The 26,666-nt window shown below is 55.5% G+C and carries 22 protein-coding genes, 1 tRNA gene and 1 pseudogene; 10 read left to right on the top strand and 14 right to left on the bottom strand.

Annotated features, from left to right (window positions below):
• The first annotated feature begins 214 nt into the window (after positions 1 to 214).
• The 6 genes and pseudogenes from B9Q17_RS11580 (at position 215) to B9Q17_RS11560 (ending at position 9,001) form a co-directional block, all read left to right on the top strand.
• Complete coding sequence (locus B9Q17_RS11580) at positions 215 to 1,858, top strand: FMN-binding glutamate synthase family protein (protein WP_094625346.1); 1,644 nt, start codon at positions 215 to 217, stop codon at positions 1,856 to 1,858.
• 111 nt (positions 1,859 to 1,969) lie between these two features.
• Positions 1,970 to 2,046: transfer RNA gene (locus B9Q17_RS11575), tRNA-Pro, on the top strand.
• Between the two features lie 24 nt (positions 2,047 to 2,070).
• Positions 2,071 to 2,274, top strand: a pseudogene (locus B9Q17_RS18575) (hypothetical protein); the annotation flags it as partial.
• 314 nt (positions 2,275 to 2,588) lie between these two features.
• Complete coding sequence (locus tag B9Q17_RS11570) at positions 2,589 to 3,482, top strand: TIR domain-containing protein (RefSeq protein ID WP_094625345.1); 894 nt, start codon at positions 2,589 to 2,591, stop codon at positions 3,480 to 3,482.
• A gap of 125 nt (positions 3,483 to 3,607) precedes the next feature.
• Positions 3,608 to 8,527: a DEAD/DEAH box helicase gene (locus B9Q17_RS11565; protein WP_094625344.1), complete on the top strand. Its 4,920-nt coding sequence runs from the start codon at positions 3,608 to 3,610 to the stop codon at positions 8,525 to 8,527.
• 171 nt (positions 8,528 to 8,698) lie between these two features.
• On the top strand, positions 8,699 to 9,001 hold the full coding sequence (locus B9Q17_RS11560) for a hypothetical protein (protein ID WP_094625343.1): 303 nt from the start codon (positions 8,699 to 8,701) through the stop codon (positions 8,999 to 9,001).
• Positions 9,002 to 9,136: 135 nt separating this feature from the next.
• Here the strand turns inward: B9Q17_RS11560 and B9Q17_RS11555 are convergent, their stop codons facing one another.
• The 11 genes from B9Q17_RS11555 to putA form a co-directional block, all read right to left on the bottom strand.
• Positions 9,137 to 9,742: a hypothetical protein gene (locus B9Q17_RS11555; protein ID WP_154707634.1), complete on the bottom strand. Its 606-nt coding sequence runs from the start codon at positions 9,740 to 9,742 to the stop codon at positions 9,137 to 9,139.
• A gap of 2 nt (positions 9,743 to 9,744) precedes the next feature.
• Positions 9,745 to 10,959 (bottom strand): AAA family ATPase, encoded by a 1,215-nt coding sequence (locus B9Q17_RS11550; protein ID WP_154707633.1) that lies wholly within the window; start codon positions 10,957 to 10,959, stop codon positions 9,745 to 9,747.
• The gene (locus B9Q17_RS11545; protein ID WP_094625340.1) at positions 10,956 to 11,840 is read right to left on the bottom strand and encodes a toprim domain-containing protein; all 885 of its coding nucleotides are present in this window, start codon (positions 11,838 to 11,840) and stop codon (positions 10,956 to 10,958) included. Before B9Q17_RS11545 ends, B9Q17_RS11550 begins: the two co-directional genes overlap by 4 nt.
• A gap of 120 nt (positions 11,841 to 11,960) precedes the next feature.
• The gene (locus B9Q17_RS11540) at positions 11,961 to 12,317 is read right to left on the bottom strand and encodes a hypothetical protein (protein WP_208618781.1); all 357 of its coding nucleotides are present in this window, start codon (positions 12,315 to 12,317) and stop codon (positions 11,961 to 11,963) included.
• A 1-nt stretch (position 12,318) separates the two neighbouring features.
• Positions 12,319 to 12,519 (bottom strand): AlpA family transcriptional regulator, encoded by a 201-nt coding sequence (locus B9Q17_RS11535; protein WP_094625339.1) that lies wholly within the window; start codon positions 12,517 to 12,519, stop codon positions 12,319 to 12,321.
• Between the two features lie 120 nt (positions 12,520 to 12,639).
• On the bottom strand, positions 12,640 to 13,470 hold the full coding sequence (locus tag B9Q17_RS11530; RefSeq protein WP_094625338.1) for a DUF6387 family protein: 831 nt from the start codon (positions 13,468 to 13,470) through the stop codon (positions 12,640 to 12,642).
• 45 nt (positions 13,471 to 13,515) lie between these two features.
• Entirely contained in the window at positions 13,516 to 14,928 is a 1,413-nt protein-coding gene (locus B9Q17_RS11525) for a tyrosine-type recombinase/integrase (protein ID WP_094625337.1), read from the bottom strand.
• 290 nt (positions 14,929 to 15,218) lie between these two features.
• The gene (locus tag B9Q17_RS11520) at positions 15,219 to 16,064 is read right to left on the bottom strand and encodes a DODA-type extradiol aromatic ring-opening family dioxygenase (protein WP_244177378.1); all 846 of its coding nucleotides are present in this window, start codon (positions 16,062 to 16,064) and stop codon (positions 15,219 to 15,221) included.
• Positions 16,034 to 16,597: an NADPH-dependent FMN reductase gene (locus B9Q17_RS11515; protein WP_022989361.1), complete on the bottom strand. Its 564-nt coding sequence runs from the start codon at positions 16,595 to 16,597 to the stop codon at positions 16,034 to 16,036. The genes B9Q17_RS11520 and B9Q17_RS11515 overlap by 31 nt, the downstream gene beginning before the upstream one ends.
• Positions 16,598 to 16,711: 114 nt before the next feature.
• Positions 16,712 to 17,908 (bottom strand): MFS transporter, encoded by a 1,197-nt coding sequence (locus B9Q17_RS11510; protein ID WP_244177377.1) that lies wholly within the window; start codon positions 17,906 to 17,908, stop codon positions 16,712 to 16,714.
• 192 nt (positions 17,909 to 18,100) lie between these two features.
• Positions 18,101 to 21,730, bottom strand: a complete 3,630-nt coding sequence (gene putA, locus B9Q17_RS11505) for a bifunctional proline dehydrogenase/L-glutamate gamma-semialdehyde dehydrogenase PutA (RefSeq protein WP_094625335.1) — start codon at positions 21,728 to 21,730, stop codon at positions 18,101 to 18,103.
• Between the two features lie 201 nt (positions 21,731 to 21,931).
• On the opposite strand from putA, the gene B9Q17_RS11500 reads away from it, so the two are divergent.
• The 3 genes from B9Q17_RS11500 (at position 21,932) to B9Q17_RS11490 (ending at position 25,001) form a co-directional block, all read left to right on the top strand.
• Complete coding sequence (locus B9Q17_RS11500; protein ID WP_058341183.1) at positions 21,932 to 22,384, top strand: Lrp/AsnC ligand binding domain-containing protein; 453 nt, start codon at positions 21,932 to 21,934, stop codon at positions 22,382 to 22,384.
• A 132-nt stretch (positions 22,385 to 22,516) separates the two neighbouring features.
• Complete coding sequence (locus B9Q17_RS11495) at positions 22,517 to 23,860, top strand: GntP family permease (protein WP_094625334.1); 1,344 nt, start codon at positions 22,517 to 22,519, stop codon at positions 23,858 to 23,860.
• A 1-nt stretch (position 23,861) separates the two neighbouring features.
• Positions 23,862 to 25,001 (top strand): glycerate kinase, encoded by a 1,140-nt coding sequence (locus B9Q17_RS11490; protein ID WP_094625333.1) that lies wholly within the window; start codon positions 23,862 to 23,864, stop codon positions 24,999 to 25,001.
• On the opposite strand, the gene B9Q17_RS11485 is transcribed toward B9Q17_RS11490, so the two are convergent.
• Positions 24,987 to 25,628: a Crp/Fnr family transcriptional regulator gene (locus tag B9Q17_RS11485; protein ID WP_058341180.1), complete on the bottom strand. Its 642-nt coding sequence runs from the start codon at positions 25,626 to 25,628 to the stop codon at positions 24,987 to 24,989. The two genes, B9Q17_RS11490 and B9Q17_RS11485, sit on opposite strands and share 15 nt — an antisense overlap.
• Before the next feature lie 114 nt (positions 25,629 to 25,742).
• On the opposite strand from B9Q17_RS11485, the gene B9Q17_RS11480 reads away from it, so the two are divergent.
• On the top strand, positions 25,743 to 25,931 hold the full coding sequence (locus B9Q17_RS11480) for a YgaP family membrane protein (protein ID WP_022989368.1): 189 nt from the start codon (positions 25,743 to 25,745) through the stop codon (positions 25,929 to 25,931).
• Between the two features lie 84 nt (positions 25,932 to 26,015).
• Here B9Q17_RS11480 and B9Q17_RS11475 read toward each other — a convergent pair whose 3' ends face one another.
• The gene (locus B9Q17_RS11475) at positions 26,016 to 26,381 is read right to left on the bottom strand and encodes a MerR family transcriptional regulator (protein ID WP_022989369.1); all 366 of its coding nucleotides are present in this window, start codon (positions 26,379 to 26,381) and stop codon (positions 26,016 to 26,018) included.
• A complete protein-coding gene (gene ihfA / locus B9Q17_RS11470) occupies positions 26,362 to 26,664 on the bottom strand; it encodes an integration host factor subunit alpha (protein WP_022989370.1) in 303 nt (100 codons plus the stop codon). Before ihfA ends, B9Q17_RS11475 begins: the two co-directional genes overlap by 20 nt.
• Positions 26,665 to 26,666: the final 2 nt, after the last annotated feature.

Raw genomic sequence — 26,666 nt, 5'->3', positions numbered from 1 at the left:
TAGATATTCAAACGTTACAGGCGCGTCATCTTATTACTTTGATCTCAAAATATCAAAGCAGCAAAACGATCACGCCACCAACCATAAGCATAGACAAACGTTCAGGAAGTGCCTGAAAACTTTCACAATCAGCGGTTCCAACCCGGCAAGGTTTCCGTAAGATAGGTTTTGTAGCTGCAGGCTTCACACATCCGTTCGTCCTCCAGAGGTCACTATGGCGAAAACCACCACCTTCCCAGTACGTTATTCCGCCTACGCCATCAGCATTGCCGGGCTGATCATCTCCCTGCCTGTTACCCTGTGGCTTGGCGGCTGGTACCTCATACCGGTGATCTTCGCGGCGCTGACCGCCCTGGGCACCTGGGACCTACTGCAGCGCAGTCATACGGTGAGCCGCAATTATCCGATCATGGCGAACTTCCGCTACCTGTTCGAATCTGTGGGGCCAGAAATCCGCCAGTACTTTATCCAGTCCGACACCGAGGAGCGCCCCTTCTCCCGGGAACAGCGCACCATCGTTTACCAGCGCGCCAAGCAGGTTCTGGACAAGCGCCCTTTCGGCTCCCAGCTAAGCATGTACGAGGAAGGCTTCGAGTGGATGAACCACTCCCTCACCCCGACGCGGCTGGATAACAGCGACTTCCGCATTGTGATTGGCAGAAACTGCGCGAAACCCTACAGCGCCAGTGTGTTCAACATTTCCGCCATGAGTTTTGGCTCCCTGTCCGCCAATGCCATCCTCAGCCTGAACGCCGGAGCGCGCAAAGGCGGCTTCTACCACGACACCGGCGAAGGATCGATATCCCGCTACCACCGGGAACCCGGTGGTGACCTGGTCTGGGAGATAGGTTCAGGCTACTTTGGCTGCCGCAATCCGGACGGCAGCTTCAACCCGGACATGTTCCGGCAGAATGCCACGCTGGACCAGGTGAAAATGATAGAGGTCAAACTATCTCAGGGGGCAAAACCCGGCCACGGAGGTATTTTGCCCGGTGAAAAAGTCACCCGGGAAATCGCCGAAGCCCGTGGCGTTCAAATGGGGGAAGACTGCATATCACCGGCCAGCCATTCCGCCTTTTCCAACCCGGTTGAGCTGTTGGAATTCCTGGACCAGTTGCGGGAACTCTCCGGCGGCAAACCGGTGGGCTTCAAGCTGGCGATCGGCCATCCATGGGAATGGTTTGCCATCGTCAAAGCCATGCTGGCAACCGGCAAGAAACCGGACTTCATTGTGGTGGATGGAGGAGAAGGTGGTACCGGTGCCGCACCGCTGGAATTCATCAACCGGCTGGGCATGCCGCTGACCGAAGCCCTGCTGCTGGTTCATAACACACTGGTTGGCGCCAACCTGCGGGAAGATATCGCCATTGGTGCCGCCGGCAAGATCACGTCTGCGTTCAACATTGCCCGCACCCTGGCCCTGGGCGCCGACTGGTGTAACGCGGCACGCGGTTATATGTTCGCCCTCGGCTGCATCCAGGCCCTGAATTGCCACACCGGCCGATGCCCTTCCGGCGTTGCGACACAGGACCCCCGCCGGGGTAACAAACTGGATGTCCCACTGAAGAGCGAGCGGGTGTACAACTTCCACAAGAACACCCTGGATGCCCTTCAGAACCTGCTGGAAGCCTCCGGCTTGAAGCATCCGTCGGAACTGGGGCCGGAACACATTGTTCGGCGGGTGTCCAAAACTGAGGTACACAGCTACCTGGATCTCTTCCCCTTCCTGGAACCCGGCGCCCTGCTGGAAGGCAAAACCGGGCTGACCGTTTTCGACAAATACTGGGACGATGCCCGGGCCGACACCTTCGAGCCGCCGGAATTCATCCTGAAACTGCGGGAAACCAAGCTCCGGTAATTCCGCGAAGAAAATCGCCAGCGCCCTGTTTATTTTTACCGTGGGCTGGTGTAGACTTCGCTCCCGCTAAGCCACTGAGATAAACCTCTTTTCTTGGTGGACAGCAGTTTACGGGGCGTAGCGCAGCTTGGTAGCGCACCTGCATGGGGTGCAGGGGGTCGTAGGTTCAAATCCTACCGTCCCGACCAGAATTCCCCTGAAAATCCAATCACTTAGCGGTGGTTGGATTTTTTTATGTTTGGAGTTTTTTCCTGCCTTCCATTTTTGCCCCACTTTTTGCCCCACCAAATCAGACGAATCGTTTTTCATCACTGTGCCTTCTGAGCCACCGCAATAATCCAGATCGCCAAACTGTGAGACCTGATTCACCTGCCTCCTTTTATACAAGGCAGCAATGTCATACTCTGCCCAAATAGAAAGGTCTCTGGAGCGAGGCTTTATTTCTGACATTGACGATCAACGGAGCCAGCCAGCGGCGGACCTGGAAAAATCAAAGCAAAAGCCATCACGGCGGCGAGTGAGTTTAAGGAAAGGCTGCCAGCGATGGAAAAGCCCCGTTAACCCCCTACCAAGGCAAGACTGACAACATTGGCAATTTAATTTCAGGTCTGGAAGCCGACCGTAACGCGGCTCGCTCGAAGAACGGAACTTCCTGACTGACAATCCGGAAATAGCTACCGGCCACGCACCCGGCAACTAATATCACCAGTAAAGTCACAAGGAAAACACTATGGCCTCAAGAAAGAAATCTACACCACCAGAAGCAAGGAAACCGCTACTCCTTGAGGTAACTCACGCCGAAGCGGAATCCAAGCTCGAGGACCGTATCGTCAAAGGTACAGAACTCAAGAGTCGACTAGCAAGTTCCCATCAGACCTACGAAGAAGTAAAAAATGAATTTAGAATCTGGAACGATTACAACGAGGAACTGTTGAAACGGCTATTCACTTCCGATGAAATCGCGGACGAATACAGCGCCTGGGTTGGAGTGGCATTCATGTCACTTGGTGGCGGCCCGTCCAGGTCTGAGGAAATTCGTGACTTACACGATGATATTGATAAAAAGGTACAGCGGCTCAACTCAATAAAGGAACGATTAGAATTAATTCCTGAGTCGACAGGTGTTGCAGCACCAACACCGTCTAGAACAAATCCGGCCGCAGCAATCACCAAAAAGGTGTTTGTAGTTCATGGTCACGACGAAGTGGCCAAAACGAATCTAGAAATATTCCTGAGAGAGATAGGTTTAGACCCCATCGTTTTGCATCGCCAGGCGGATGAGGGACTGACTATTATCGAGAAGTTCGAAAAACATAGCGATGTAGGGTATGCCTTTATTCTCCTGACACCCGACGAAGTTGCCTATGGAGCCAATGAGGATGGCAAGCCAGATCAAGAACGAACAAAGGAGCTCAGAGCAAGGCCAAATGTTGTATTTGAATTTGGCTATTTCGTAGGGAAACTTGGAAGATCAAGAACATGCTGTCTTTACACCGGCGATGTCACATTGCCAAGCGACATTAGCGGCATGATTTACAAGAAATACAGCGCGAGTATTGAGGAAGTTGCCTACGGAATAATCAAAGACCTCCGTGCTGTTGGGTACGAGTTAACCGTGGTCTAACCCAGAGTATCCACCGACATAAGTCAAAACATAACTAACGAGCTGAATCCTTCGATACGGCAAGGTAGACTCTTGCGCAATTTTGCACGACATTCGCACAACACCAGAAAAACAGGAACCCAACCATGTCAGCCCTTTCAGCCCTACTCGACCATTATCGCGCAACCTCCGTTACTGAACGCGAGAAAGGCACCTACTTTGAAGAGCTGATTCGCACCTACCTGCGCAACGAGGCAACGTATCGAGACCTGTACAAGCAGGTTTGGACATACTCTGACTGGGCAAAGGAACAGGGACTGGATGGGCGCGACACGGGTATTGACCTGGTAGCGCTCACCAAAGGGACCGGCGAGTATCACGCGATACAGTGCAAGCTTTACGCAGAGGACTACCGAGTCCAGAAAAAGGACATTGACAGTTTCTTTACGGCCTCCGGTAAAGCGCCCTTTTCCCATCGTATTATCGTGACCACCACCAACAATTGGAGTGATCACGCGGAAGATGCGTTACAGGGCCAGCAACCTCCTGTCAGCAAAATCGACCTCCAAGCGCTGGAAGACAGCCAGATCGACTGGGCAAAGTACCAGCACAAACAAGCCGTTGTTCTAAGAACCAAGAAGCAACTGCGTGAACACCAGCAATCCGCCCTGAATTCCGTCGCCTACGGCCTGAACCATGCTGAGCGTGGCAAACTGATCATGGCTTGCGGCACAGGTAAGACCTTTACCAGCTTGAAAATTGCCGAACAACTGGCGGGCAAAGGCAAGCGTGTGCTGTTTTTGGTACCCAGCCTCTCTCTGCTATCACAGACACTGACCGAGTGGACACAGGAGAGTGATACCCCACTCCACAGCTTTGCCGTTTGTTCTGACAGCGATGTGGGCAAAAAACGTAAGGCTGAGGATGATGCCGTTCAGGTGTTTACGCATGAACTGCGCTACCCAGCAACCACTAAGCCTGACCGACTTGCGGCGGAAATGCTCAAACGCCATGACAATGACAGCATGAGCGTGGTGTTCTCTACCTATCACTCCATCGACGTAATAAGTCGCGCCCAGCACGACCACAACCTGGCAGACTTCGATCTTGTCATCTGCGACGAAGCTCATCGAACCACCGGCGCCACCTTTGGCGAAGACGACGAAAGCAACTTCGTGCGGATTCACGATGCCGAATACATTCGCGCTGCCAAGCGCCTTTATATGACCGCTACACCCCGAATCTATGGCGATAGTGCGAAGGTCAAAGCCGAATCCGGTGATGTAACGCTCTGCTCGATGGACGACGAAGCGCTCTATGGCAAAGAACTCTTCATCATTAACTTCTCCGAGGCGGTTCAGCGCGGCCTGCTCGTGGATTACAAGGTGCTGGTTCTAACCGTGGAAGAAAGTGTTATCAGCCGTCGCCTCCAGAACCTGTTGAAGGATGAGGATAACCAGCTCAAAGTTGACGACGCGGCGAAAATCGTCGGGTGCTGGAAAGCGTTGTCAAAACAAGGGTTAGCTGAGGGCCTGACAGGGGATGACCAGCCAATGAAACGCGCGGTAGCCTTTTGTCAGGTGATCTCTCCCAACTATAAAGGCACCAAGCACAAAGTTAGCTCCATCAACATCGCTAACATGTTCCAATCCGTAGTTGAGGCTTATCAGGAATCCGAAGAGCTTGATGAAGACGCCCGCCTCATCTGCGAAGCCGCGCACGTGGACGGAGGCATGAACGCCAGTCAGAAAGAAGCTCAGCTTACCTGGCTGAAAGAAGAAACCCCGCCCAACACCTGCCGCATACTGAGCAACGTGCGTTGTCTATCCGAGGGCGTGGATGTGCCGGCACTGGACTCTGTGCTGTTCCTCACCCCGCGCAATTCTCAAGTAGATGTAGTGCAATCCGTTGGTCGAGTGATGCGTAACGCCCCCGGCAAAAAACGCGGCTACGTGGTGCTTCCTGTGGTGATCCCTGCCGGTATGGAAGCCCATGAGGCACTCAATGACAATCATACCTATAAAGTAGTCTGGCAGGTGCTCCAGGCACTGCGTTCTCACGATGATAGCTTTGACTCCACTATCAACAAGCTGGATTTGAACGGGCCTGATCGGCACAAGATGGAAGTCATCGCCATCACCGACAAAGTAGATAAGAAGACCAAGCGGAGCAGCGCAACTAAGAACAAGAATGCCGGAAAGGGAAAATATGGTATCGGTGAAAAGCCTGCCGGCTATGACACCGAAGGCCAGATGACTCAAGGAGAGCTCACCTACGAAGTCGGTGAAATCGAGCGCGCCATCTATGCCAAGATTGTCGAGAAGTGTGGCAACCGCCAGCACTGGGAAGACTGGGCCAACGACATTGCCAAGATTGCCCGCACCCATATCGACAGAATTCAGGGCATTTTAGAAAACCCCGACAACATTAGCGAGCGGGCCACATTCGAAGCCTTCGCTACTGAACTCCGAGACGACCTAAACGACAGCATCAGTGATGCCGAAATCATTGAAATGCTCGCCCAACATCTGATCACCAAGCCGGTGTTTGACGCTCTCTTCGAAAACTATAGCTTCGCCAGTCACAACCCCATGTCCTTGGCTATGCAATCGGTGTTGAACGCACTACAAGAACACCAACTGAACAAAGAAGCCGATACCCTGGAGAAGTTCTACCAGAGCGTTCGTATGCGAGCTTCAGGCATCAACAACGCAGCTGGCAAACAAAGGATCATCGTGGAACTCTACGACAAGTTCTTTGCCAACGCTTTCCCTCGACTACGCGATAAGCTGGGCATCGTGTATACCCCTGTGGAGATCGTGGATTTCATACTCCATAGCGTAAATCATCTGCTTCATAAAGAATTCGACCAAACGCTTGGCAGTAAAGGCGTACATATTATTGATCCATTCACCGGCACTGGTACATTTATCACGCGGCTACTCCAATCAGGATTCATCAGACAAGAGGAGCTTGCCCATAAATATCGTAATGAGATCCATGCTAACGAATTGGTGCTGCTCGCCTACTACATCGCAGCAATCAACATCGAAGCCGTTTATCACGGCTTAGTGGGTGGTGACTACATTCCATTTCAAGGCATTTGCCTGACTGACACGTTCCAAATGTACGAGAAAGATGATTTGGTCGATTCACTCCTTGAGGACAACAGTGAGCGGCGCAAACGACAAAAAGAACTCGACATTCGGGTAATTGTAGGGAACCCACCATATTCAGTGGGACAGGGGGATGCCAACGCCAATAACGCAAATGTTGACTACCCAGCCTTAGACGCACAGATTCGAAACACCTATGCGTCCAGATCGCAGGCAACGCTAAAAAATTCATTGTATGACAGCTACATTCGCGCCATTCGATGGGCCAGCAACCGAATAGGCGAAGCAGGAATAGTTGGTTTTGTTACCAATGGCGGCTTTCTTGAAAAACCTGCAATGGATGGAGTTCGCCTATGTTTAGCTGAAGAGTTTAGCAGTATCTATGTGCTCAACCTTAGGGGGGACATCCGAAAAAATATGCTTAGCAAAGGGAGGGCTAAGGAAGGACAGAATGTTTTCGGCAGTGGGAGCATGGCTGGGATAGCAATTTCTCTACTGGTCAAAAACCCGGACGCGCCTGAAATTGGGAAAGTGTATTATTACGATATTGGAGATGATCTTAGCTTAGACGAAAAGCTAAACAAACTTGTCAGCCTTGAAAGCACTTCCGGAATAGACAGCTGGAAGTCCATAATCCCAAACGCCCACGGAGACTGGCTTCGCCAACGAGATGAGGGCTTCTCCCAGTTTATTCCAATAGGAGACAAAAAAAGCGGTGCCGGAGTTTTTAGCAACTACTCAGGCGGCGTAAAGACCAACCGTGATGCTTGGTGCTACAACTCTTCCAAGGCTGCCGTCACAGCCAACATGACACGCATGATTGACTTCTACAACTCTGAGGTAACTCGCTTCGGTAGCACATCCAGTGATGTAGATGAGAAACAACGACAGGAGCTCGTGGACAACTTTGTTGATGCTGATCCAACAAAAATTAGCTGGACGCGAGGCTTAAAACAAAACCTCGTGAAAGGCCGCCTTTATAAATTTGATAACAGCTGCTTAGTCCCCAGCCTATATCGTCCGTTTACAAAACAGTGGCTCTACTTTAACCGCATCTTTAACGAAATGATTCTTCAAATGCCGCGCATCTTTCCCAACGCTGAAGCTGAGAATCTCGTGATCTGTGTATCGGGCGTAGGAGATAGAAGTGGGTTTTCAGCACTCGTATCCCAGCTACCTCCCAGCTATGACATTATAGAGAAAGGCCAGTGCTTCCCTCTTTACTATTACGAGAAAAGCAACGGGTTAGAAAGAAATGATTACGATCTTTTCTCCGATGGAGCTAGCAGTCGTCTGAAACGTAAGGATGCCATTAGTGACAGTGGCTTAGAGCATTTCCAATCCTCTTACCCTGGAACACAACTCAACAAAGACGACCTATTTTACTATGTCTACGGCATTTTACACTCTAGAGACTATCGTGAACGGTACGCTGATAATCTCAGCAAAGAGCTCCCTCGCATCCCAGCTGTGCGAAAGGTTGATGATTTCTGGGCATTTTGCAATGCCGGTCGCACCTTAGCTGACCTCCACCTGAACTACGAGTCAGCTACGCCCTTCCCTCTTACCATCGAAACCAAAAGCAAAGGCAAACTAACCGATGCTGACTACCGTGTTGAGAAAATGAAGTTCGCAAAGATCACAGACCCAAACACTGGCAAAAAGATCAACGACCTAAGCACTGTGATTTACAACAGAAGCATCACCCTTAGCGGTATTCCGAGAAATGCTTGGGAATACACAGTCAATGGAAAAGCCGCATTAGACTGGGTTATGGAACGTCAAGGAGTCAAAGCTCACAAAGCGAGTGGTATCGTCAATGACGCAAACAACTGGGCCATAGAAACCATGGGTAACCCAAAGTACCCCTTGGAGCTGTTCCAGCGTGTGGTCACAGTCAGTCTAGAAACCCAAAAAATTGTCAACGCCCTACCACCTCTGGATATCTGACAACCACAAGGAAACGAAGAATATTGCAAGGAAGCTTACTGAACACCGAATCACTCAGGATCTCGGACAAACTCTTACGAAAAATCTTATAACGGGCTGTATTAGAGACCTCCAGGGCATGAAGGAAAGCCTTTTATCCGGTGAGGACTCCGGTCTGGGGAACAATCTGGGATGAAATCTGTGTTCAACAGCAGCAGGTCAAAGGAGCACTCGTTTTACTGGGATGCCTACCTAGCCACCATGGACACGTTCATTGAGAATCGGGTAAAGCGGCTTCTCCCCCATGAACTGGATGCGCTCTGGCTTTTAACGCAGGAAGGCGACGACTGGGATACCAAGCTGGAGGAAGAGCGCGAAACCTACCCGGTCGCGACACAGGATGTGGTGGCCTACTTGCGGGATGAGTTGCTCACAGCGGCCAACGACTGGAGCAACACCCGGATATCTGGTTACCTTGAACGTGGGTATGGCTAACCCAGTGAACCGGCCGGCGGGGCCTATAAAAGCTCCCGCCGCTGTTGTTCCACCTCCTTGAGCGCCTTCGACAGTTCCCTAAGCTGCGGCCTAACACCACCTTTCCAGGCATTGCGTGAGACCTTGGCTTTGCCATCATCGCTTGTGGGGCCGGTGCTGTCTTTCCACGGTTGCCATTGCCGGATCATCTCCGCCTGCTTTGCCCGCCGTTCTGGTGTCCAGCCATTCGCCATGATCTGCCTCCAATAGTTTGTTTGGCGCTTTTCGTTTTTTCCGCGTGCGCGCGCGTTGTCCTTCGTTGTTAACCTGTACCTGGTTACCAATGTTGGCCTGCTGAACGAAGGCAACCCTCTTTGGCGCCTTCAGCTCAACCAGTGTTTGCAGGGTGGCCCTGGCCTGGTTCTGAGCCTTGAGTGCCAGCTTCATATAGCGCTCCAGTTTCTCAAGGTTGCCGCTTGCGAGCGCGTCGGTGGTTAACTTGGCGAACAGGCCATCCAGAGTGTGCGCCTGGGCCGTTAGCATGGCCTCAGCCCGGGAGAGGTCATCCGCATTAATGGCACTCGACTGCCTTTTGAGCTCAGCTACCAGCTCGGTCACGTTGGAGTGATCCACGCTCTGGCAGATAGTCAGCACTGAGGCGCTGAGACATTCCGGGGTGGTTATGGTTTGAGCGAGAGTCTGTTCCGCACGCCTCTGGTCGCGCGCCACTTCCTGCTGCTTCTGGGGCATTAGGTCTGCCATGGTCATTCCCTCCCCTGTTTTTCTGGCTGGGTATTTTGTCCGGTCGCTGTCCGGATATTGTCCGGTTCCTGTCCGCTTTGTCCGTTTTTGGTGCTATTCGCACTGTCCGTCCTGTCCGGTGTCCCTATGGGGTTCCAATCCGGACGGACAAGGTAAACATGCGGCCCATCAATCCGAATCTTCCCCCTCTCAACCAAGGTATTCTTCGCATCGTGAAAGCGTTGCCGGGGCACACCTTCCTCTTCGCAAGACTGCTTCCATTGCTTCGTGGTGACGTTGACCGGGTGATCCTCCCTGCCCTGGCTGGCAAGCCTCTCAGCTATCTCGTTGTGAAGCCGCTCCAGAACATCCAGGGCAGCCTTCTGCTTCTTACCTAACCTTTCGGTATCTGGCTCCGGCATGGTGTATTCAGCGGACTTCAAGGCTGCTCCCATTATCGGATTCCCCGAGTCATCCTGAATTGGTACACCGACCAACTCAAAGGCAAGGGGCTCTGGCTCCTCCGCATCTTTCATCTTCCTGGGGATTAGGCGGATCAGCTTGTCCTCATTGCCGCGATTCACCTCGTACTCGGCATCCGCAGCACCTTTCAGGGCAGAAGAACCCCGGGCTCCTCTGTCTCCATCCTTTCCACTGTGATGAACAATGAGCACTGTGGCGTTCCAGCGTCGGCGCAGTGTGTCAGCGTTGCGAACAAACTGGCCCATATCGGTTGCGCTGTTCTCGTCGCCTCCGAAGTTCCGGGCCAATGTGTCGATAACGATCAGCACTGGAGTTTCACCCGTCGCGTCCGCCAGCTGTTGGACAGCCTGGGCCACGCTTGCGGCGCTGGTGCTACTGGATAGTTCAGCAGCGGCCTCCGAGATGAACAACAGCTCCGGCATCTCTTGCTGGTTAAGCTGGGCCCAGGCCCGCAGCCGTCGTGCCAGGCCGTTGTGACCCTCACCCGCGATATAGAACACCGCCCCGGGCTTCACGTGGCGCCCATGGAACTGCGTTTTGCTGGCGATACAGCAGGAGACATCCAAGGCAAGGAATGACTTCCCCTTGCCCGGAGCGCCATACATAACTGCAATCGCATCTTCTTCGATATACCCCTCAACCAGCCAGGCAATGGGGTTTACCGGCATGTTGGCGGCTGCCACAAAGCTGAAGGGCGTTTCCGGTTGCGGATACATGGGCGTCGGTATCAAAGGCGACATCGTCACTGCGTTCACTTTGTCGCCCTCCAAACCGCCAGGTCGTTAAAATCCGAGAGTTCAAGAGGGGCCTCCGGCGGAAAGTCGGGCAACACCAACGCGCAACCCAGCTCCTGAGCAGCTTTCGTCGCGCATTCAACGCCAGCGTTACCCTTGCCTTCAGATGCCGCTTTACGATCATCATCACCGGCGATAATCAGTGAGCTTCTTGGGTAACGCTGCCGCAGATAGCGCCCCACACTCAGCAGGTTCTGCGCTGTCATAGCACATGCCACCGCCGCACCTGTCTCCGCATGGATCGTGGCCCCTGTGGCAAAGCCTTCGCAGACGTACAACGGCTTTTCGGGTTCTGGTTGGCCGAGGGGTGAGTAACACCCCTTTATTCTGCCTCCCTTCAGAAAGCGCTTCTTCCCGTCCGGCGTGATCTGTTGTAGGTTGACCAACAAACCATCACCGTAAATCGGTATCCACAGAGTTTCGCCATTTTGGCGCGTCTGGTACGGCGGGGTTCGCTTTCCTTCAAGGTAAAAATGCCTCGGGTTAGCAGGCTGGGCATTGGGCCATATTTGATTAGCCCGCTCCGCCGCAGCCCTCTGCGCCTCAGCCCTTGCCGCTTCACGTTGGCGAATGGCCAGCCTTACACGCTCAGCAACCTGTCTAGCTTCCGCACGGCTAGCTGGCTGTCGAGCACACCATCTTCTGGTTTTACCATCCTTCCAAGTTCCATAAACCCCAGCCGGGATACCATCCAGAAACAGAACATACCAGCCGTTAGTGGTTCCACGGCTATCGCCCGGCACATGAAACCGGTGAAGCTCTCCATCTGGGATTGGCATCCATCCAAGCGGGCCAAACGCTTCTTGGAGTACATCGGCAAAAGCAATAACAGAAGCACTCATAGGTAGCCTCCCACCAGAATCAAGGCAACGGCAGCCACGACTACCAAAAAATCCATAATTGCGGGCCGGCTTTGGAGCCAGACAGCAGCTTTGATAAGCAGATTTCGGGTTGAAGGTTTCTTATTCATTGCCTTCTTCCCCGTCGTTGATATCGCTTTTGCGGGTGAGCCACTTCATCACTGCCAGGGCCTTCTGGCGCTCGGATTCCGGGAGGCTGTAGCGAACCACGGTACAAGGCTTGCCCCAATGATTTGGAACTCGCTCATTCTGGCGCTTGAAATTCAGACCGTGTCGATTCGTGAGATCTGAAATGGTGCTGTGCAAGCAGTGATCGCCAATGCGCTCGGCTTCAAACCGGTTGAAGCTGGCACCGGTCAGAAATACGGACAATATCCGGGCAATCTTGCTAAGCGGCCTTGCGTTGATATTGGCCTTACGAAGGCGGCTTTGTTCTTCGGAATGGGTCGCCATTTTCATATCAGGCCTCCCCATCCAGCTGAGCGGCTACCCAGCTTTCTACCTGCTGACTGTCCCAGCCAACGGCACGGGCACCGATCTTACGGGCTTTGGGGAATCTGCCTTCTTTCATCAGGTTGTAGATATGCGCCCGACCAAAACCAGTGGCGGCTTTGACTTCAGGTAGGCGCATGATGCGGCGGGGCTTTGCGATGGTAGACATAACCAAATCTCCTATGCGCTTTCTGGCGCTTTGTGGATTCGGTTATCTATTATCTAGATCAGTTTTCGGCGAAGAAGACCAAGTATTTCGGCTAAAAAGTTTACCTTGAATGACCGTTGACTATGTGTTACGCGCCACCTGACTGACTTCCTTTGCTGCTACAGCCTCAAGATGGCCGAGATCTTTCACTAGAGCTTTGATCATTGGCTCAACGGTTTTCTCAAAGTTCTCAAAGCTCTTTTTGTATCCAACTGCCTCGAACATTTCTTCAGAGGACTTTATGACGCCGCTTTCGACACACCAGATCCAAAGATCCAAGTATTCCAGGACTCTATAGCGTGCCCAGCGCGAATAGAGTGGAGTTCGCTGTCTATTGTGTTCTTGCTTCCGCCACTCCTTTAGCCAAGCCTTAAAGGCATCCAGCAAAACGGCATTTGAAGCCTTCATATCAACCACAAGTGAAACGTGGTCATCCCTGCCAGCACCAAGAGTGGATTGCTTAACTTCGCCCGAAATCGTCGGCCACTGTTCCAGTTCGTGCCAACGCTCGCAAGAGATGCCATCACTGTCTGCTTGCAAACGGTCAGCTGCCCACTGGTTTGCCAAGTCTGAAAAGAGCATTTCTCTAACAGGAACTTCGGATGACCGACGGTTGTAATCTGCGGCAAACGAGGCCCAGCTTTTACAGGCTTCCAGATCCAATGGTGCTTGCCTGAGCGCAGATAGCTCTTCGGGCATCTCTGGAACTAAGTCATAGGTGTCACTCAACTCCCACATTGTTTCATCGTGTAATGAGAGCCCCTCAAATTTATGTGTTGAGAGGACATCCATGATGTTCTTTCTTATACGAATACACGCTAACCACTCAGCAGCCTTGAAGGCTTCGGTTCCATTGTAATTTTCCAGCTTGAACCAGCCTGGCAAATCACGGTTCTTCTGATAATGCGCCATTAAGTTGAACTCTTCGATGATGTGTGGAGACTTCGCCAGTAGCCGTTACGCGCGTTTGAATTGTCCGTGTATCACGTTGTCAGCGCTCAATATTTGCTCAATCCGATCACCCAGCAGCCTCCACGCCTCAGCCTTCTCTTGGGCATAATCATGGTGAAGGTAATGACGACGCACCTTGCCCTTCATCACGTGATTCTGGCAACGATCAATAATATCCAGGGCGATACCTAGGCTTTGCATCATCGTGGCACCGGTGCGGCGTAGATCGTGTGGTGTCCACTCTCCATTGGCTCCGCCAGCTAGTACCAGCGTGTCGTTATGCTGGCGCCCAGGCAGTGGCTTTTTGCGATTCTTGAACCGGCATTGACGGTCGCCGATCTGCTTACTGACCGTTTTGACGCATACATGGCTGGTTTTGGACTTCGACGGGAAACAAAACGGGGTGTCCCCGGTTTCAGCATGGAGCCGCTTGAACTGGGACAGGGCAAAGGGGGATAGAAAGACGTGGTGATCTTGGCGCTTTCCGCGCTTGCCTTTGGTGTTCTCAGCAGGGATAAACCAAGTACCGGCATCCAGGTCAACATGCTTCCACTCGGCTTTCAGGAGCTCTCCAATCCGGCAGAGAGTGCTCAAGCACAGCCATACGGCACATTGAACTCTAGTGGTAACCGGGCGTATGCCGGAATACTTCTCCCCCGCTGGCAAGTCTGAATAATCGGACTCGAGCCTGGCGAAGATATCCCGGAGCTCCCGAATCTCTTCAGCGGTTAAGATTCGATCACGTTCCTCGTGGTAGTCCGCATCCAGCAGCTTCTCAACATCCACCAGATCAGCCGGGTTACCATCAACCATGAGACCTCGCCACGGCTTCCGTTTCTCTCCCCAGCGCAACATCTGGCCCATATCATTGTTCAGAATCACTACAGTTCGATTCAGGCCGCGCTCCCGGACTGAGCGCAAGACGGAGAGAAGGTCTCTCTCGGAGAGTTCCCGGATCTTTTTCTTACCGATCTTTGGCAGCACGTCTTTGTTGAAGGTGCGCGTCAATTCGGCGTTGCCATCCTGCCGGGCAACACCATCCTTCAACCATTCTGCGAAGAGATCCGCGACAGTCAGGTTGTCGGTAGTCTGGCGCTCAGCTTCGGCGATGGTTGCGGCTATGGCAGCCTGGACCTCGATCTTTGCGGCTTTGTTTGCCTTGGTAGGGTCAATGCCTTTGGCAACCTTCGTCTTGGCTACATCGCGCTCAGCCCGCAACTCAGCCAGGGATTTCTTCGGCCAGGAACCTAGCCGATGGTCATGCTTTCGGCCATCAAGTTTGAACTCGTACCGGAACAACACCGTGATGCCGCGAACTCCCGCGCGAACCTTCCCGACGATCCCTCCGTCCTCGCGCAGTGTCTTTCCATCATCAGCCTCAGTCAGGGACTCCAACTGCCGGACAGTCAGCTTGGCCATTATCTATCCACCCCACGGTCATATTCACCAAAGCCCATTTTTGCCCCACCGGATCGGCTGGCTCTCAGTGTCTCTTAATGGACAACTATGGACGAATAATACCCATAACTCATTATTTAATCTATATTTTTATGAGTCTTTGGTGGTCTTTTAATGTCTAGCGAAATCTACTTTTTAACCGCATGGGGTGCAGGGGGTCGTAGGTTCAAATCCTACCGTCCCGACCAGAATTCCCTACAACAAAGCCCGGGCCGAAAGGTCCGGGCTTTGTTGTTTCTGGCTCTCAGGTTTCAGTACAACTTATTCAAGCTCGCAAACCAGTAGAACATCCGGGAACCCTTCCCCAGCACCGTTACCGGTTCCACGTCATCTGAAGCTCGCCCGGCCATGCCGTAGCACACGTGCAGAGGCAACAAGTGCTCTTCCCTGGGATGACAGAAGCGCGCAGAGGGCGCTTGATCCCAGCGAGCCAGACGTTCGGTACGCTCGGCTTCAGTCAGGTCCGCACCGGCACACGTCTCCGCCAGCCAGTCCTGAAACTGCGCGTTTTTCGCATCCGCTTCGGTATCGGAGCGATCAAAGAAGGCCCGCATGTTGTGAAATGAGAAGCCTGAGCCGATTACCAGCAGATTGTCGTAGTCCAGATCCGCCAAGGCCTGACCAATCGCCAGGTGCGCCCCGGCATCCAGGGAGTTCACCAGCGACAGCTGCACGCAGGGAATATCGGCCTCCGGGTACATCAGCTTCAGGGGCACGAACAGGCCGTGGTCAAAGCCACGCTCGCCATCCAGCTTCGAGTCTATGCCCGCCTGGTCCAGGGCTGCCCGCACCTTATCCGCCAACACCGGCTCCCCCGGGCAGGGGTATTCAATACTGTAAGACTCCTCCGGGAACCCGTAGTAGTCGTAAATCAGTGGCGGATTAGCACCGGAGGTGAGCGTGGGCACTCCTTCCTCCCAATGGGCGCTCACCACCAGAATGGCAGAAGGTGTGGGAAACCGCTTCGCAGCAGCTTGAAGACTTTCTACCATCTGACGATGCCCGGGATCCCCCAGCAGCGGCATGGGACCGCCGCCGTGAGACAGGTAAAACAGGCTCACCTTGCTCACCGCATCGCCTTCAGGGCCTGCGCCCACTTGGCCATTTCTTCGAGCATCACCGTTGCGGACTCGGAATGGGGCTGCGCGGGCTGAAACTTACCGGCATCGTCCATGTGCTCCCATGGCATCTGCACCATCACACCTTCCACCATCGGCATCATCTTCAGGGTGGTTACCAGCTGCTTGGCGTTCTGGGCCGAGCGCAAACCACCAGACACGCCACCGTAGCTTACAAAGCCGCACGGCTTGTAGTTCCACTCGTTGTAGAGGTAGTTCAGTGCATTCACGAATGAAGGTGGCGGGCAGTAGTTGTACTCGGGAATGACAAATACATAGGCGTCGGCCCTGGCCACGCTTTCAGACCACGCCTTGGTGTGGGCATGCTCATATTTCTGCATGCGCGGATGGTTGGGCTCGTCGAAGACGGGGAGATTGAAATCCGCCAGGTCCACCAGCTCACTTTCAAAACCGCCCTGCTCATTGGCATGGCTGTTGAACCATTCAGCAACAGACGGCCCCTTACGGCCCGGGCGGGTACTGCAGATAATAGTTTGAAGCTTCAGAGACATGTTGTTCAGTCCTTTTTTGTGGGCATCCAGGTTGAAGGATGACTATAGGAACAACAAGCCCGGAATGAAAACGGAGAATTCAGCAAAGCTTATTCAGTTTGTCTGATCAAGGCATCACAGGGCGGGGTCTGACCCCGTGTCGAACAATTTGCGCATTTGCAGCAGCGCAACCGCGATCAGTGCGCCGGACAGCCCGAAAGCCAGGGCAAATCCGCCCAACTCTAGCAAGGCGCCGAACATCAGCGGCGCCAGGAAGTGAATGGCGCGATTGGCCATCAGGCGCATACCGAGCGCACCGGAGCGCTTTTCCCGCTCCACGCTTTCGGCCAGGATAACCATCGAAAGTGGCTGAGTGAGGCCGGACCCAATGCCCACCAGCACCGCCAGCAGCCCCAGTAAAACCATGTGTTCGAACAGGCCCAGCAGGCCAATGCCTGCGGCGAGGGTTCCCAGAGACAGCAACACCGTATTCTCGCGCCCACCCGCCATGGCAATCATGCGCGCCATAAAGGGCCGGATCAGCATGGACACACCGGCCCGCAGGCTGACCAGTACCCCAATCACCACCGGCGTCATGGCCAAACTTTCCAGGTAAACCGGCAGGTAGCTGCCGTACACTCCCAAGGCAAACATTCCGAGCACAGTAACCAGCACAGAGAGCTGGACGCCCCGGTTAGCCTTCATTAACGCCCACTGAGCCCGGAAGCCCGCCTGCTTTCGGGTGATCGCCATCCGCTCCCGGGCCTGGCCGGTGAGTAGTAATCCAGACAGGGCTGCCAGCACCGCAAACAGCGCCATCACCAAAAAGACATCCCCCCGGCCGGTTTCGCTTGCCAGCAGTGCCCCGGCCAGCAAGGGGCCCACCACCTGCCCGCCGGACAGCCAGGTGGAATACCAGCCGAAATATTTCTCCAGCGAGGGCCCGGTGCCCAGATTGGAAATAATGGTCTGGGCGGACAGCACCATTTGCAGGTGCGCCAGCCCCACCAGCAACTGGCCCAGCACAAGGCCGCCAAAGCCATACCAGAAGTGCATGGACAATAGCCCCGCCACCATCAACACTCCGCCGGCGATCAATGTGGCACGGCCACCGTAGCGAGTCACCACGCCCCCGAGGGGAATCGCCAGCAACAATGGCAGCAAATACTGGGTACTGAGCACCGCACCCAATACCAGCGGCGAGGCGCCCAACTGCAAGCCATAAACCGGCACCGCCACAATCAGCATGGAATACACCACAAAGCAGAAGGTGAGCGAGAGGCAGACTGCAAAAAAGTTTCGGGCAGCGTCGGGGCTTATGGATGAAGGCAAGGGGTCGTCCTGCTGGGCCTGGCGGATGGTTAGGCGACTATCTTAACGCGGCCGGCAAGCGGGGTGAAATCCGCACCCATATAAAGAAAGGCCAGCCCCTTTCGGAAGCTGGCCTTAATGATCAAGCCTGTCATCTCAGGCCTTTCAACCCCGGGGTCTGACCCCGGGTCTGACCCCGGGGTTGACGCCAGCTTATTCGGCTGAGGCGATCAGGCTGGCGTTGCCGCCGGCGGCGGTGGTGTCGATACACAGGTGGCGTTCGATCACGTAGCGCTGGTCCAGCTTGTGCTCAGTGATGATCGGCAGCAAGGCACCATCGCGCTTGGCCAGGGCCTGGCGGTACTGCTTCAGCAGCGGCTTTTCAGCCACGATGGTAACCGCTTCATAACCGTTGAGCTGAAGCAGCGCGTCGGGCTCCAGCAGGCCGTCTACGGCGGCTACCGGCAGGCCGGCTTTGATGGCGTCGGCCAGCAGCTTTTCAACACCCGGTGCAATCACAACCACCTTGTTGCCCTGGGACAACGCAGTGCCCGCCTGCTCTATCGCAGATTCCGCATCCGGCCCAAGACAAAGCACAACACCACGGGCATGGCAGGACAGATGGTTCTGTTCGCCAGTCGGCCCCGGCATTTCCTCGTAGCCTTCATCCAAAGGTGCGGGCAGGTCACCAAAGTACGGCTTGAGCGCCTGCTGCCGGCCTTCTGCGACCGGAGCATCCACCTTCGCCAGCTGGTCGATTAGCTTCTGCACCTTGCTGGCCGTAACCGATTTGGCATCGGCAGGGGCCGCCTTTTCAACCACCTCGCCTTTGATAAACCGGCGCACATACTGCGGACCACCGGCTTTCGGGCCGGTACCAGACAGGCCTTCGCCGCCGAACGGCTGGGAGCCCACAATGGCACCGATCTGGTTACGGTTAACGTAGGTGTTGCCCACCTTGATACGACTGGAAATGTGCTCGATGCGGCGATCAACACGGCTGTGGATACCAAACGTCAGACCATAGCCCTTGGCGTTCACGGCATCGATCACCTTGTCGATGTCCTTCGCTGCGAAGGTGGCCACATGCAGCACCGGGCCAAAGATTTCCTCTTCCATTTCTTCGATGCCACTGACTTTGAGCACCGCCGGCGACACAAACCGGCCCTTCTCCGGCACCGACATTTTCTTCAGCAACTTACCCTGCTGCTCGAACTTGTCGCAGTGATCGGCAATTTTCTTGCGGGCGTTCTCGTCGATCACCGGGCCCACGTCTGTAGACAGCAGCCACGGGTCGCCAATGCCCAGTTCTTCCATGGCACCGTAGAGCATTTCCAGCAGGTTCTCGGCGATGTCTTCCTGCACGTAGAGCATACGCAGGGCGGAACAGCGCTGGCCGGCGCTCTGGAATGACGAAGCCAGTACATCCCGCACCACCTGCTCGGGCAGCGCAGTGGAATCCACAATCATGGCATTCAGGCCACCGGTTTCTGCCACCAGCGGGGCATCCGGCGCCATGTTTTCTGCCATGGCCTTGTTGATGCGCTGTGCCGTGGCGGTAGAGCCGGTAAAGCACACGCCGGTTACCCGGGCGTCTGAGGTCAGCGCTGAGCCCACGGTTGCACCGGTACCCGGCAGCAACTGCACGGCGGCCTTCGGAATACCCGCCTGGTGCATCAGTTCCACCGCACGAACGGCCAGCAGCGAGGTCTGTTCCGCCGGCTTGGCCAACACCGCGTTACCGGCGGCAAGGTTCGCCAGGATCTGGCCGGTGAAGATCGCCAGCGGGAAGTTCCATGGCGAGATACAGCACATCACACCCCGGGCCTGGCCATCGTCCTTGTAGCGGATGCCTTCGTTGGCGTAGTACATGGCAAAGTCGACGGCTTCGCGAATTTCCGCCACCGCATCAAGCAGGGATTTACCGGCTTCACGGGTGGTCAGCGCAAACAGCTCGTGCACATTCTCTTCGTACAGGTCACCCACTTTGCGAATCATCTCGGCCCGATGCTCCGCCGGCAAGGCGGACCACTGGCTGAAGCCGTTCTGGGCGGCATCCAGAGCTGCGCTGATATCCGCTTCGGAGGTGTAGGTGATGTGGCCAACCAGGTCATCCGGATCTGCCGGGTTGCGCACTTCCACCACTTCATCACTGGTGGATTCCACAGCCAGCACCGGGCCGCCCTGCCACTGGTGGGTTTTGTACTGGTTACGGCCGGCGTCAATTTTCGCCACCGTCACTGGATCGGTAATGTCCCAGCCCTTGGAATTACGACGCTGGTCACCGAACACTTTCGCCGGCGGCACAATGGCCTTGCTCGAAATGTCATGGCCCAGCTGCATCACCACGTCGATCGGGTCTTTGGCGATCTCTTCCGGCGTAATGCTGGTGTCGACAATCTGGTTTACAAAGGAGCTGTTGGCCCCGTTTTCCAGCAGGCGGCGCACCAGGTAAGCCAGCAGGTCTTTGTGGGCACCAACCGGAGCGTAGATACGGCACGGCACCTTGCTGTCTTCCAGTACCTGGTCGTGCAGTGATTCACCCATACCGTGCAGGCGCTGGAACTCAAACTTGTCCCGGCCCAGGTCTTTCGCCAGTTCCAATACCGCAGACACCGAGTGGGCGTTGTGGGTAGCAAACTGCGGGTAAATCCGATCCGTCATGCCCAGCAACTGGCGGGCACAGGCCAGGTAAGACACGTCACTGCAGGCCTTGCGGGTAAACACCGGGAAACCGTCCAGGCCCATCACCTGGGCGCGTTTGATCTCGGCATCCCAGTAGGCGCCTTTTACCAGGCGCACCATGATGCGGCGATCCAGTTTTTCAGACAGGGCATACAGCCAGTCCAGGGTCTGGGAAGCCCGCTTCGCAAAGGCCTGGACCACCACGCCAAAGCCGTCCCAACCTTTGAGTTCTTCGTCTGAGAGGATAGCTTCGATCACGTCCAGAGACAGGTCCAGGCGGTCCTGCTCTTCGGCATCGATGTTGAAGCCCATATTGGCAGCGGCGGCTTTTTTGGCGAGCGTCAGGGCGCGGGGGACCAGTTCGGTCATCACCCGTTCCTTCTGGCCGTATTCGTAACGGGCCAGCAAGGCAGACAGTTTTACGGAAATACCGGGATTGGTGCGCACATCGCCTTCGCACCGCTTGCTGATGCTGTCGATGGCATCGGAATAGGCGTTGAAGTATCGCTCGGCATCGGCATCGGTGCGAGCCGCTTCGCCCAACATGTCATAGGAATAGGTGTAGCCCTGCTCTTCCTGGGATTTGCCGCGATCCTGGGCTTCTTCAATCGTACGGCCCAACACAAACTGCCGGCCCATTTCTTTCATGGCCTGGCCAGCGGCGGTGCGCACCACCGGTTCACCCAGGCGCTTCACCATCTTGCGCAGGGTGTCACCCACGCTCTGGCGCTCGGAGTCTTTCAGCAGGTTGCTGGTCATCAGCAGAGCCAGCGTGGCCGAGTTGATCAGGCCGGACTTGGCTTTACCTACGTGGGCGCCCCAGTTGCCGGAGGTGATCTTGTCTTCGATCAGATCCTGGATGGTGAGGTTATCCGGCACCCGCAACAGCGCCTCGGCCAGGCACATCAGGGCCACGCCCTCTTTGGTGGTCAGGCCGTATTCAGCCAGGAACTTTTCCATGATGGTGGGCTTGGCGTTATCACGCACATCCCGCACCAGGTCCGCTGCTCGGGCTGAAATGGCCTTACGGGTTTCATCAGACAGCTGAGCCTGCTCAATCAGCTGGTGAATCACTTCATATTCATCCGCCAGGTAGTTATTGCGGATGGCCTGGCGAATGTCCTGAAGCCCGGGGGACACGGATTGCTGCAGACTCATGGATGTACCTCCTGATTATTTTGATTACTGACCGCATTGTAGCCAACGGGGAATATGCTATTTACCTAATACAGCGCGAAACACCGAGATACTTTCCTTTTCTGATACGTTAAAAATTACCGTTTCGCCCACAAATTCACTAAAATCAGCCATATTCACCAAATCAATGAAAGCCAGCCACCTCCTTCAAGGATAGCAGCCATGTCAGATCTCGACAGGATCGACCTTTCCATCATCCGGGAACTCCAGAAAAACGGGCGGATCACCGTCACCGAGCTGGCCTCGCGGGTGGGCTTGTCGAAAACCCCTTGCCAGGTGCGCATGCGCCGGCTGGAAGACCAGGGCTATATCACCGGCTACAGCGCCATGGTGAACCAGACCAAGCTGGGCCAGTCCCACGTCGCCTTCGCCCAGGTAACCCTCAACGACACTTCCAGCAAAGCCCTCGCGGCGTTCAACGCTGCGGTCAAACAGATCTCTGCGGTGGAGCAATGTCACATGATGGCCGCCAACTTCGACTACCTGCTGAAGGTAAGAACAAAGAACATGGCCGAATACCGCCAGGTACTGGGCGAGCAGATCTCCAGCCTGCCCCATGTGCTGCAGACCAGTTCATTTGCGGTGATGGAGAATGTGAAGGATCGGGGGTTATAGGGATTAAATAGCCCCGTTTACGGAAATCCCACAAAGCGGGGGTGCGCAGAGCCATGTTTGACTTTAAACTTGGCACCGAATAACCAACCTGATTAGTAGGATATTAACCCAGCCCTATTCTGGAGATTGCCGATGCATCTGGTACTGATCCTGGTCGCGATCATAATTTTCATTGTGTTCGCCACCAGCCGACTGAAACTGAATCCGTTCATTACCCTGTTACTGGCATCCTTCCTGGCTGCCTTCGCGTTTGGTTTACCACTTGAAGATATCGAGAAAACCATCCGTGCCGGCTTCGGCAACATTCTGGGCTACATTGGCCTGGTGATCGTGCTGGGCACAATTATCGGCGTTATCCTCGAACGCACTGGCGCAGCCATCGTGATGGCCGAAACCATTATCAAGATCCTGGGCCAGAAGTTTCCTACCCTCACCATGTCACTGGTCGGGTTTATTGTTTCCATACCGGTCTTCTGCGACTCCGGCTATGTCATTCTTAACAGCCTGAAGCGTTCCATGGCCCGCTCCCTGAGCGTATCGCCGGTCTCGATGACCGTTGCCCTGTCTACCGGCCTGTTCGCAACCCATACGCTGGTACCCCCCACCCCCGGCCCTATCGCTGCAGCGGGCAACCTCGGGCTGGAGGACAACCTCGGCATGGTCATCGGTGTTGGCCTGGTTTTCGCCATCATCGCCGCAATGGCAGGCCTGTTCTGGGCTTCACGATGTAAAAACCTGAGCAGCACCGAACTGGAACAGGCAGAGGAAGCCTTCGAGGAAGCAAAGCAGCACTACGGTGAACTGCCCTCCGCCGGCAAAGCCTTTGCTCCGATCTTTATCCCGATCCTCCTGATCTGCCTGGGCTCGGTCGCAAGCTATCCTACGGCTCCGCTGGGGGACGGCCTGCTGTACGAGACACTGAACTTCCTGGGCAAACCCCTGAACGCCTTGCTGATCGGCCTTGGCTTCGCGCTGACCCTGCTGCAGGGCAAAGGCAAGCTGGAAGAGTTTGGACGCCACACCAGCAAAGGCCTGGAAGTGGCCGCGCCGATCATCCTGATCACAGGTGCCGGCGGCGCCTTTGGTGCAGTTCTCGCCGCCACACCGCTTGGCGAGTATCTGGGTGATACCCTTTCAACGCTTGGCCTTGGTGTTGTGATGCCGTTTATTGTTGCTGCCGCCCTGAAGTCAGCCCAGGGTTCGTCCACGGTCGCACTGGTTACAGCGTCTGCCCTGGTCGCACCGTTGCTTCCTCAGCTGGGGCTGGATTCGGATATGGGCCGGGTACTCACAGTTATGGCCGTTGGTGCCGGCGCAATGACGGTGTCCCACGCTAACGACAGCTACTTCTGGGTAGTCTCCCAGTTCAGCAAAATGAACGTGGCCACGGCCTATAAATCCCACACGACAGCCACCCTGATTATGGGCCTTGTGACCATTACCGCAGTCTGGCTGACATCCCTGGTGGCTTTGTAACATGCGCATCGTCATCGCCCCGGACTCTTTCAAGGAATGCCTGGCTGCCGAACAGGTAGCCAGCGCCATCGCGCGCGGCTGGCGCCGGGCGGCGCCGGCGGACCAGATTACTGAAGTACCGCTGGCCGATGGCGGTGAGGGTACTACCGTTGCACTCACCGAGGCCCGTAAGGGCGAACTGCATGAGGTGACGGTTACCGGCCCGCTCGGGCAGCCGGTGACTGCCCGCTACGGGCTGGTGAATGATGGTGAGACGGCGATTGTGGAGGTGGCTGAAGGTAGCGGCCTGCATTGTGTGCCCGCCAACGCCAGGGATGCCCTGACCGCCTCCAGCCGGGGCACCGGAGAGCTGCTGCTTGCCGCGCTGGCTCACCGCCCGAAAACCCTGATCATGGGGCTGGGTGGCAGCGCCACCACCGACGGCGGCGCGGGAATTCTACAGGCGCTGAGCGCCCGGCTGCTGGACACCCTGGGCCAGGACATTCCTGCCGGCGGTACCGGCCTGGAGCAACTGGCCAGTGTAGACCTTAAACCTGCTATTGACCGCCTGTCCGGAGTGCGCCTGGTCGTCGCTTGCGATGTGAATAATCCCCTGCTGGGCCCTAACGGCGCTGCCGCCGTTTTTGGGCCCCAGAAAGGCGCCAATGCCCAACAGGTTGTGCAGCTGGATGCCAATCTGGGGCACTTTGCCGGGCTGGTGCAACAGCAGGGCTTTGATATCGCGAGTTTTCCGGGCAGCGGTGCGGCCGGCGGTATTGGCGGTATGGTGGCCGGAATACTTGGCGCACAGTTGCGCCCGGGCATCGAACTGGTGATGGAAACCGTCGAACTCGAAAGCCATGTGAAAGGTGCAGACCTGGTGATCACGGCCGAAGGGGCCATCGACGCCCAGAGCGCCTATGGCAAAACACCGGCCGGCGTGGCCGGCCTTGCCAGCAAACACGGTGTACCGGTGATCGGCCTGGCCGGCAAACTGGGCGCGGAACTGGGGGAGCTACACCAGCTTGGCCTGACCGCTGCGTTCTCGATCACACCTGCCCCAATGGACCTCCAACAAGCCTACCAGCAAGCTGAGGCCAACCTGGAGCAATCCGCCGAGCAACTGGCCCGACTGCTTCATGGCCTGTCAGGCCGTCGCTGACCGCTTCTTCAAACCTGTCAGCTCAATCTTGCCGCGGGCCAGGCCAACCTGGCCCCGGCGCTCCAGCTCTTTCAGCAAACGGCTGATCACTTCCCGGGCGGTACCCAGTTCCGTTGCCAGCTCCTGGTGCGTGATGGTCAGTGTCCGCTGCCCCTGCGCCGCCCTCGCCTGCAACCACTCTTCCAGGCGCTCATCCATGCGGTGAAAGGCGACTTCCTCTACCAGCAGCATGAGGTCGTCCAGCCGCCGACCATAGGATTCCATGATGCCCAGGCGGAATTCCGCAGACTGGTCCATCAGGCGGTCAAACAGCCCCCGGGGAATAATGGCGGCCTCGGTTTCTTCCTCCACAATGGCCTCGGCACGGTAGCCGCGGCCTGTCATCAGGCAACCGATGGACAAGGTGCAAATATCGTCAGAGCCCATGCGGTACAGCACGATGCTGTGGCCGGACAACCCGGTCATCTGGACTTTAATGCTTCCGCCCAGTACCAACGGCAGGCCACGGCAATGTTCACCGGCACTGAACAGCACCTGCCCGGGAGGAAAGCGCATGGTGCTGATGCCGGCTAGCGTATCTTTTCGCAGCGAATCGTTGAGGGTGTCCAGAATGCTGTGCCTTGCCATGAATGGCGCCCTGTTTGCTTGGTTTATTAGGTTCTGTGTGACTTTATCACTGAACAGTCACGGATTGCGGACTATAGTTGTTTCAACATCCGACATCACACAGGAGAAAGAACGATGACGGTTAATATGGGATCAGCAGACCGGATTATCCGCGCAGTTGTGGGCATTGTACTGATTGCCCTGGTATTTGTGGGCCCGCAAACCCCCTGGGGCTGGATTGGTATTGTGCCACTGGCCACTGCGTTGATGGGCAACTGCCCGGCCTACTCTATCTTCGGCATCAAAACCTGCAAGAACAAGTAAGCCCTGGCTCAGCCTTAACGCAAAAAGGCCGGGGCAAAATGCCACGGCCTTTTCGTTACAGTACCTTGCTGCGGGATATTCGCCTCAGGACGCTGGCGAATTCAGCACATCCAGTACTTCTTCCAGTTCGGTAATCATCTGGCGGATCAGCTGCTTGTACTGGGAGGTATCGTCTTTCACCTCACTGCTGCTGAGCTTTTGCTTGGCACCGCCGATGGTGTAGCCCTGATCGTAAAGCAGGCTGCGAATCTGGCGAATGGTGATAACGTCTGCCCGCTGATAGTAACGGCGGTTACCCCGGCGTTTCACCGGCGACAGCTGCGGGAATTCCTGTTCCCAGTACCGCAGTACATGGGCCTTCACCGCACACAGATCGGCTACTTCACCGATGGTGAAATAGCGCTTCCCCGGAATGGCGGGGAGTTCGTTGTTATGACTCGGTTCCAGCATACGTTTCTACTTTTTGCTTGAGTTTCTGGCCTGGCCGGAAAGTCACGACACGCCTGGCACTGATAGGGATTTCCTCACCCGTTTTCGGGTTCCGTCCCGGCCGCTGTTTCTTGTCCCTGAGGTCGAAGTTGCCGAATCCCGACAACTTCACCTGTTCGTTGTGGCTGAGTGCACCCCTGATCTCATCGAAGAAAGCTTCCACCATTTCCTTGGCTTCCCGTTTGTTAAGACCCAATTCCTCATACAAACGTTCCGCCATGTCCGCTTTCGTCAAAGCCGCCATCT

It is taken from the genome of Marinobacter vinifirmus, assembly GCF_002258215.1.
In the GTDB taxonomy this organism is placed as follows: Bacteria; Pseudomonadota; Gammaproteobacteria; order Pseudomonadales; family Oleiphilaceae; genus Marinobacter; species Marinobacter vinifirmus.
Note: the sequence above shows the minus strand (reverse complement) of the source record. Positions and strands in the feature narration are given on the sequence as shown.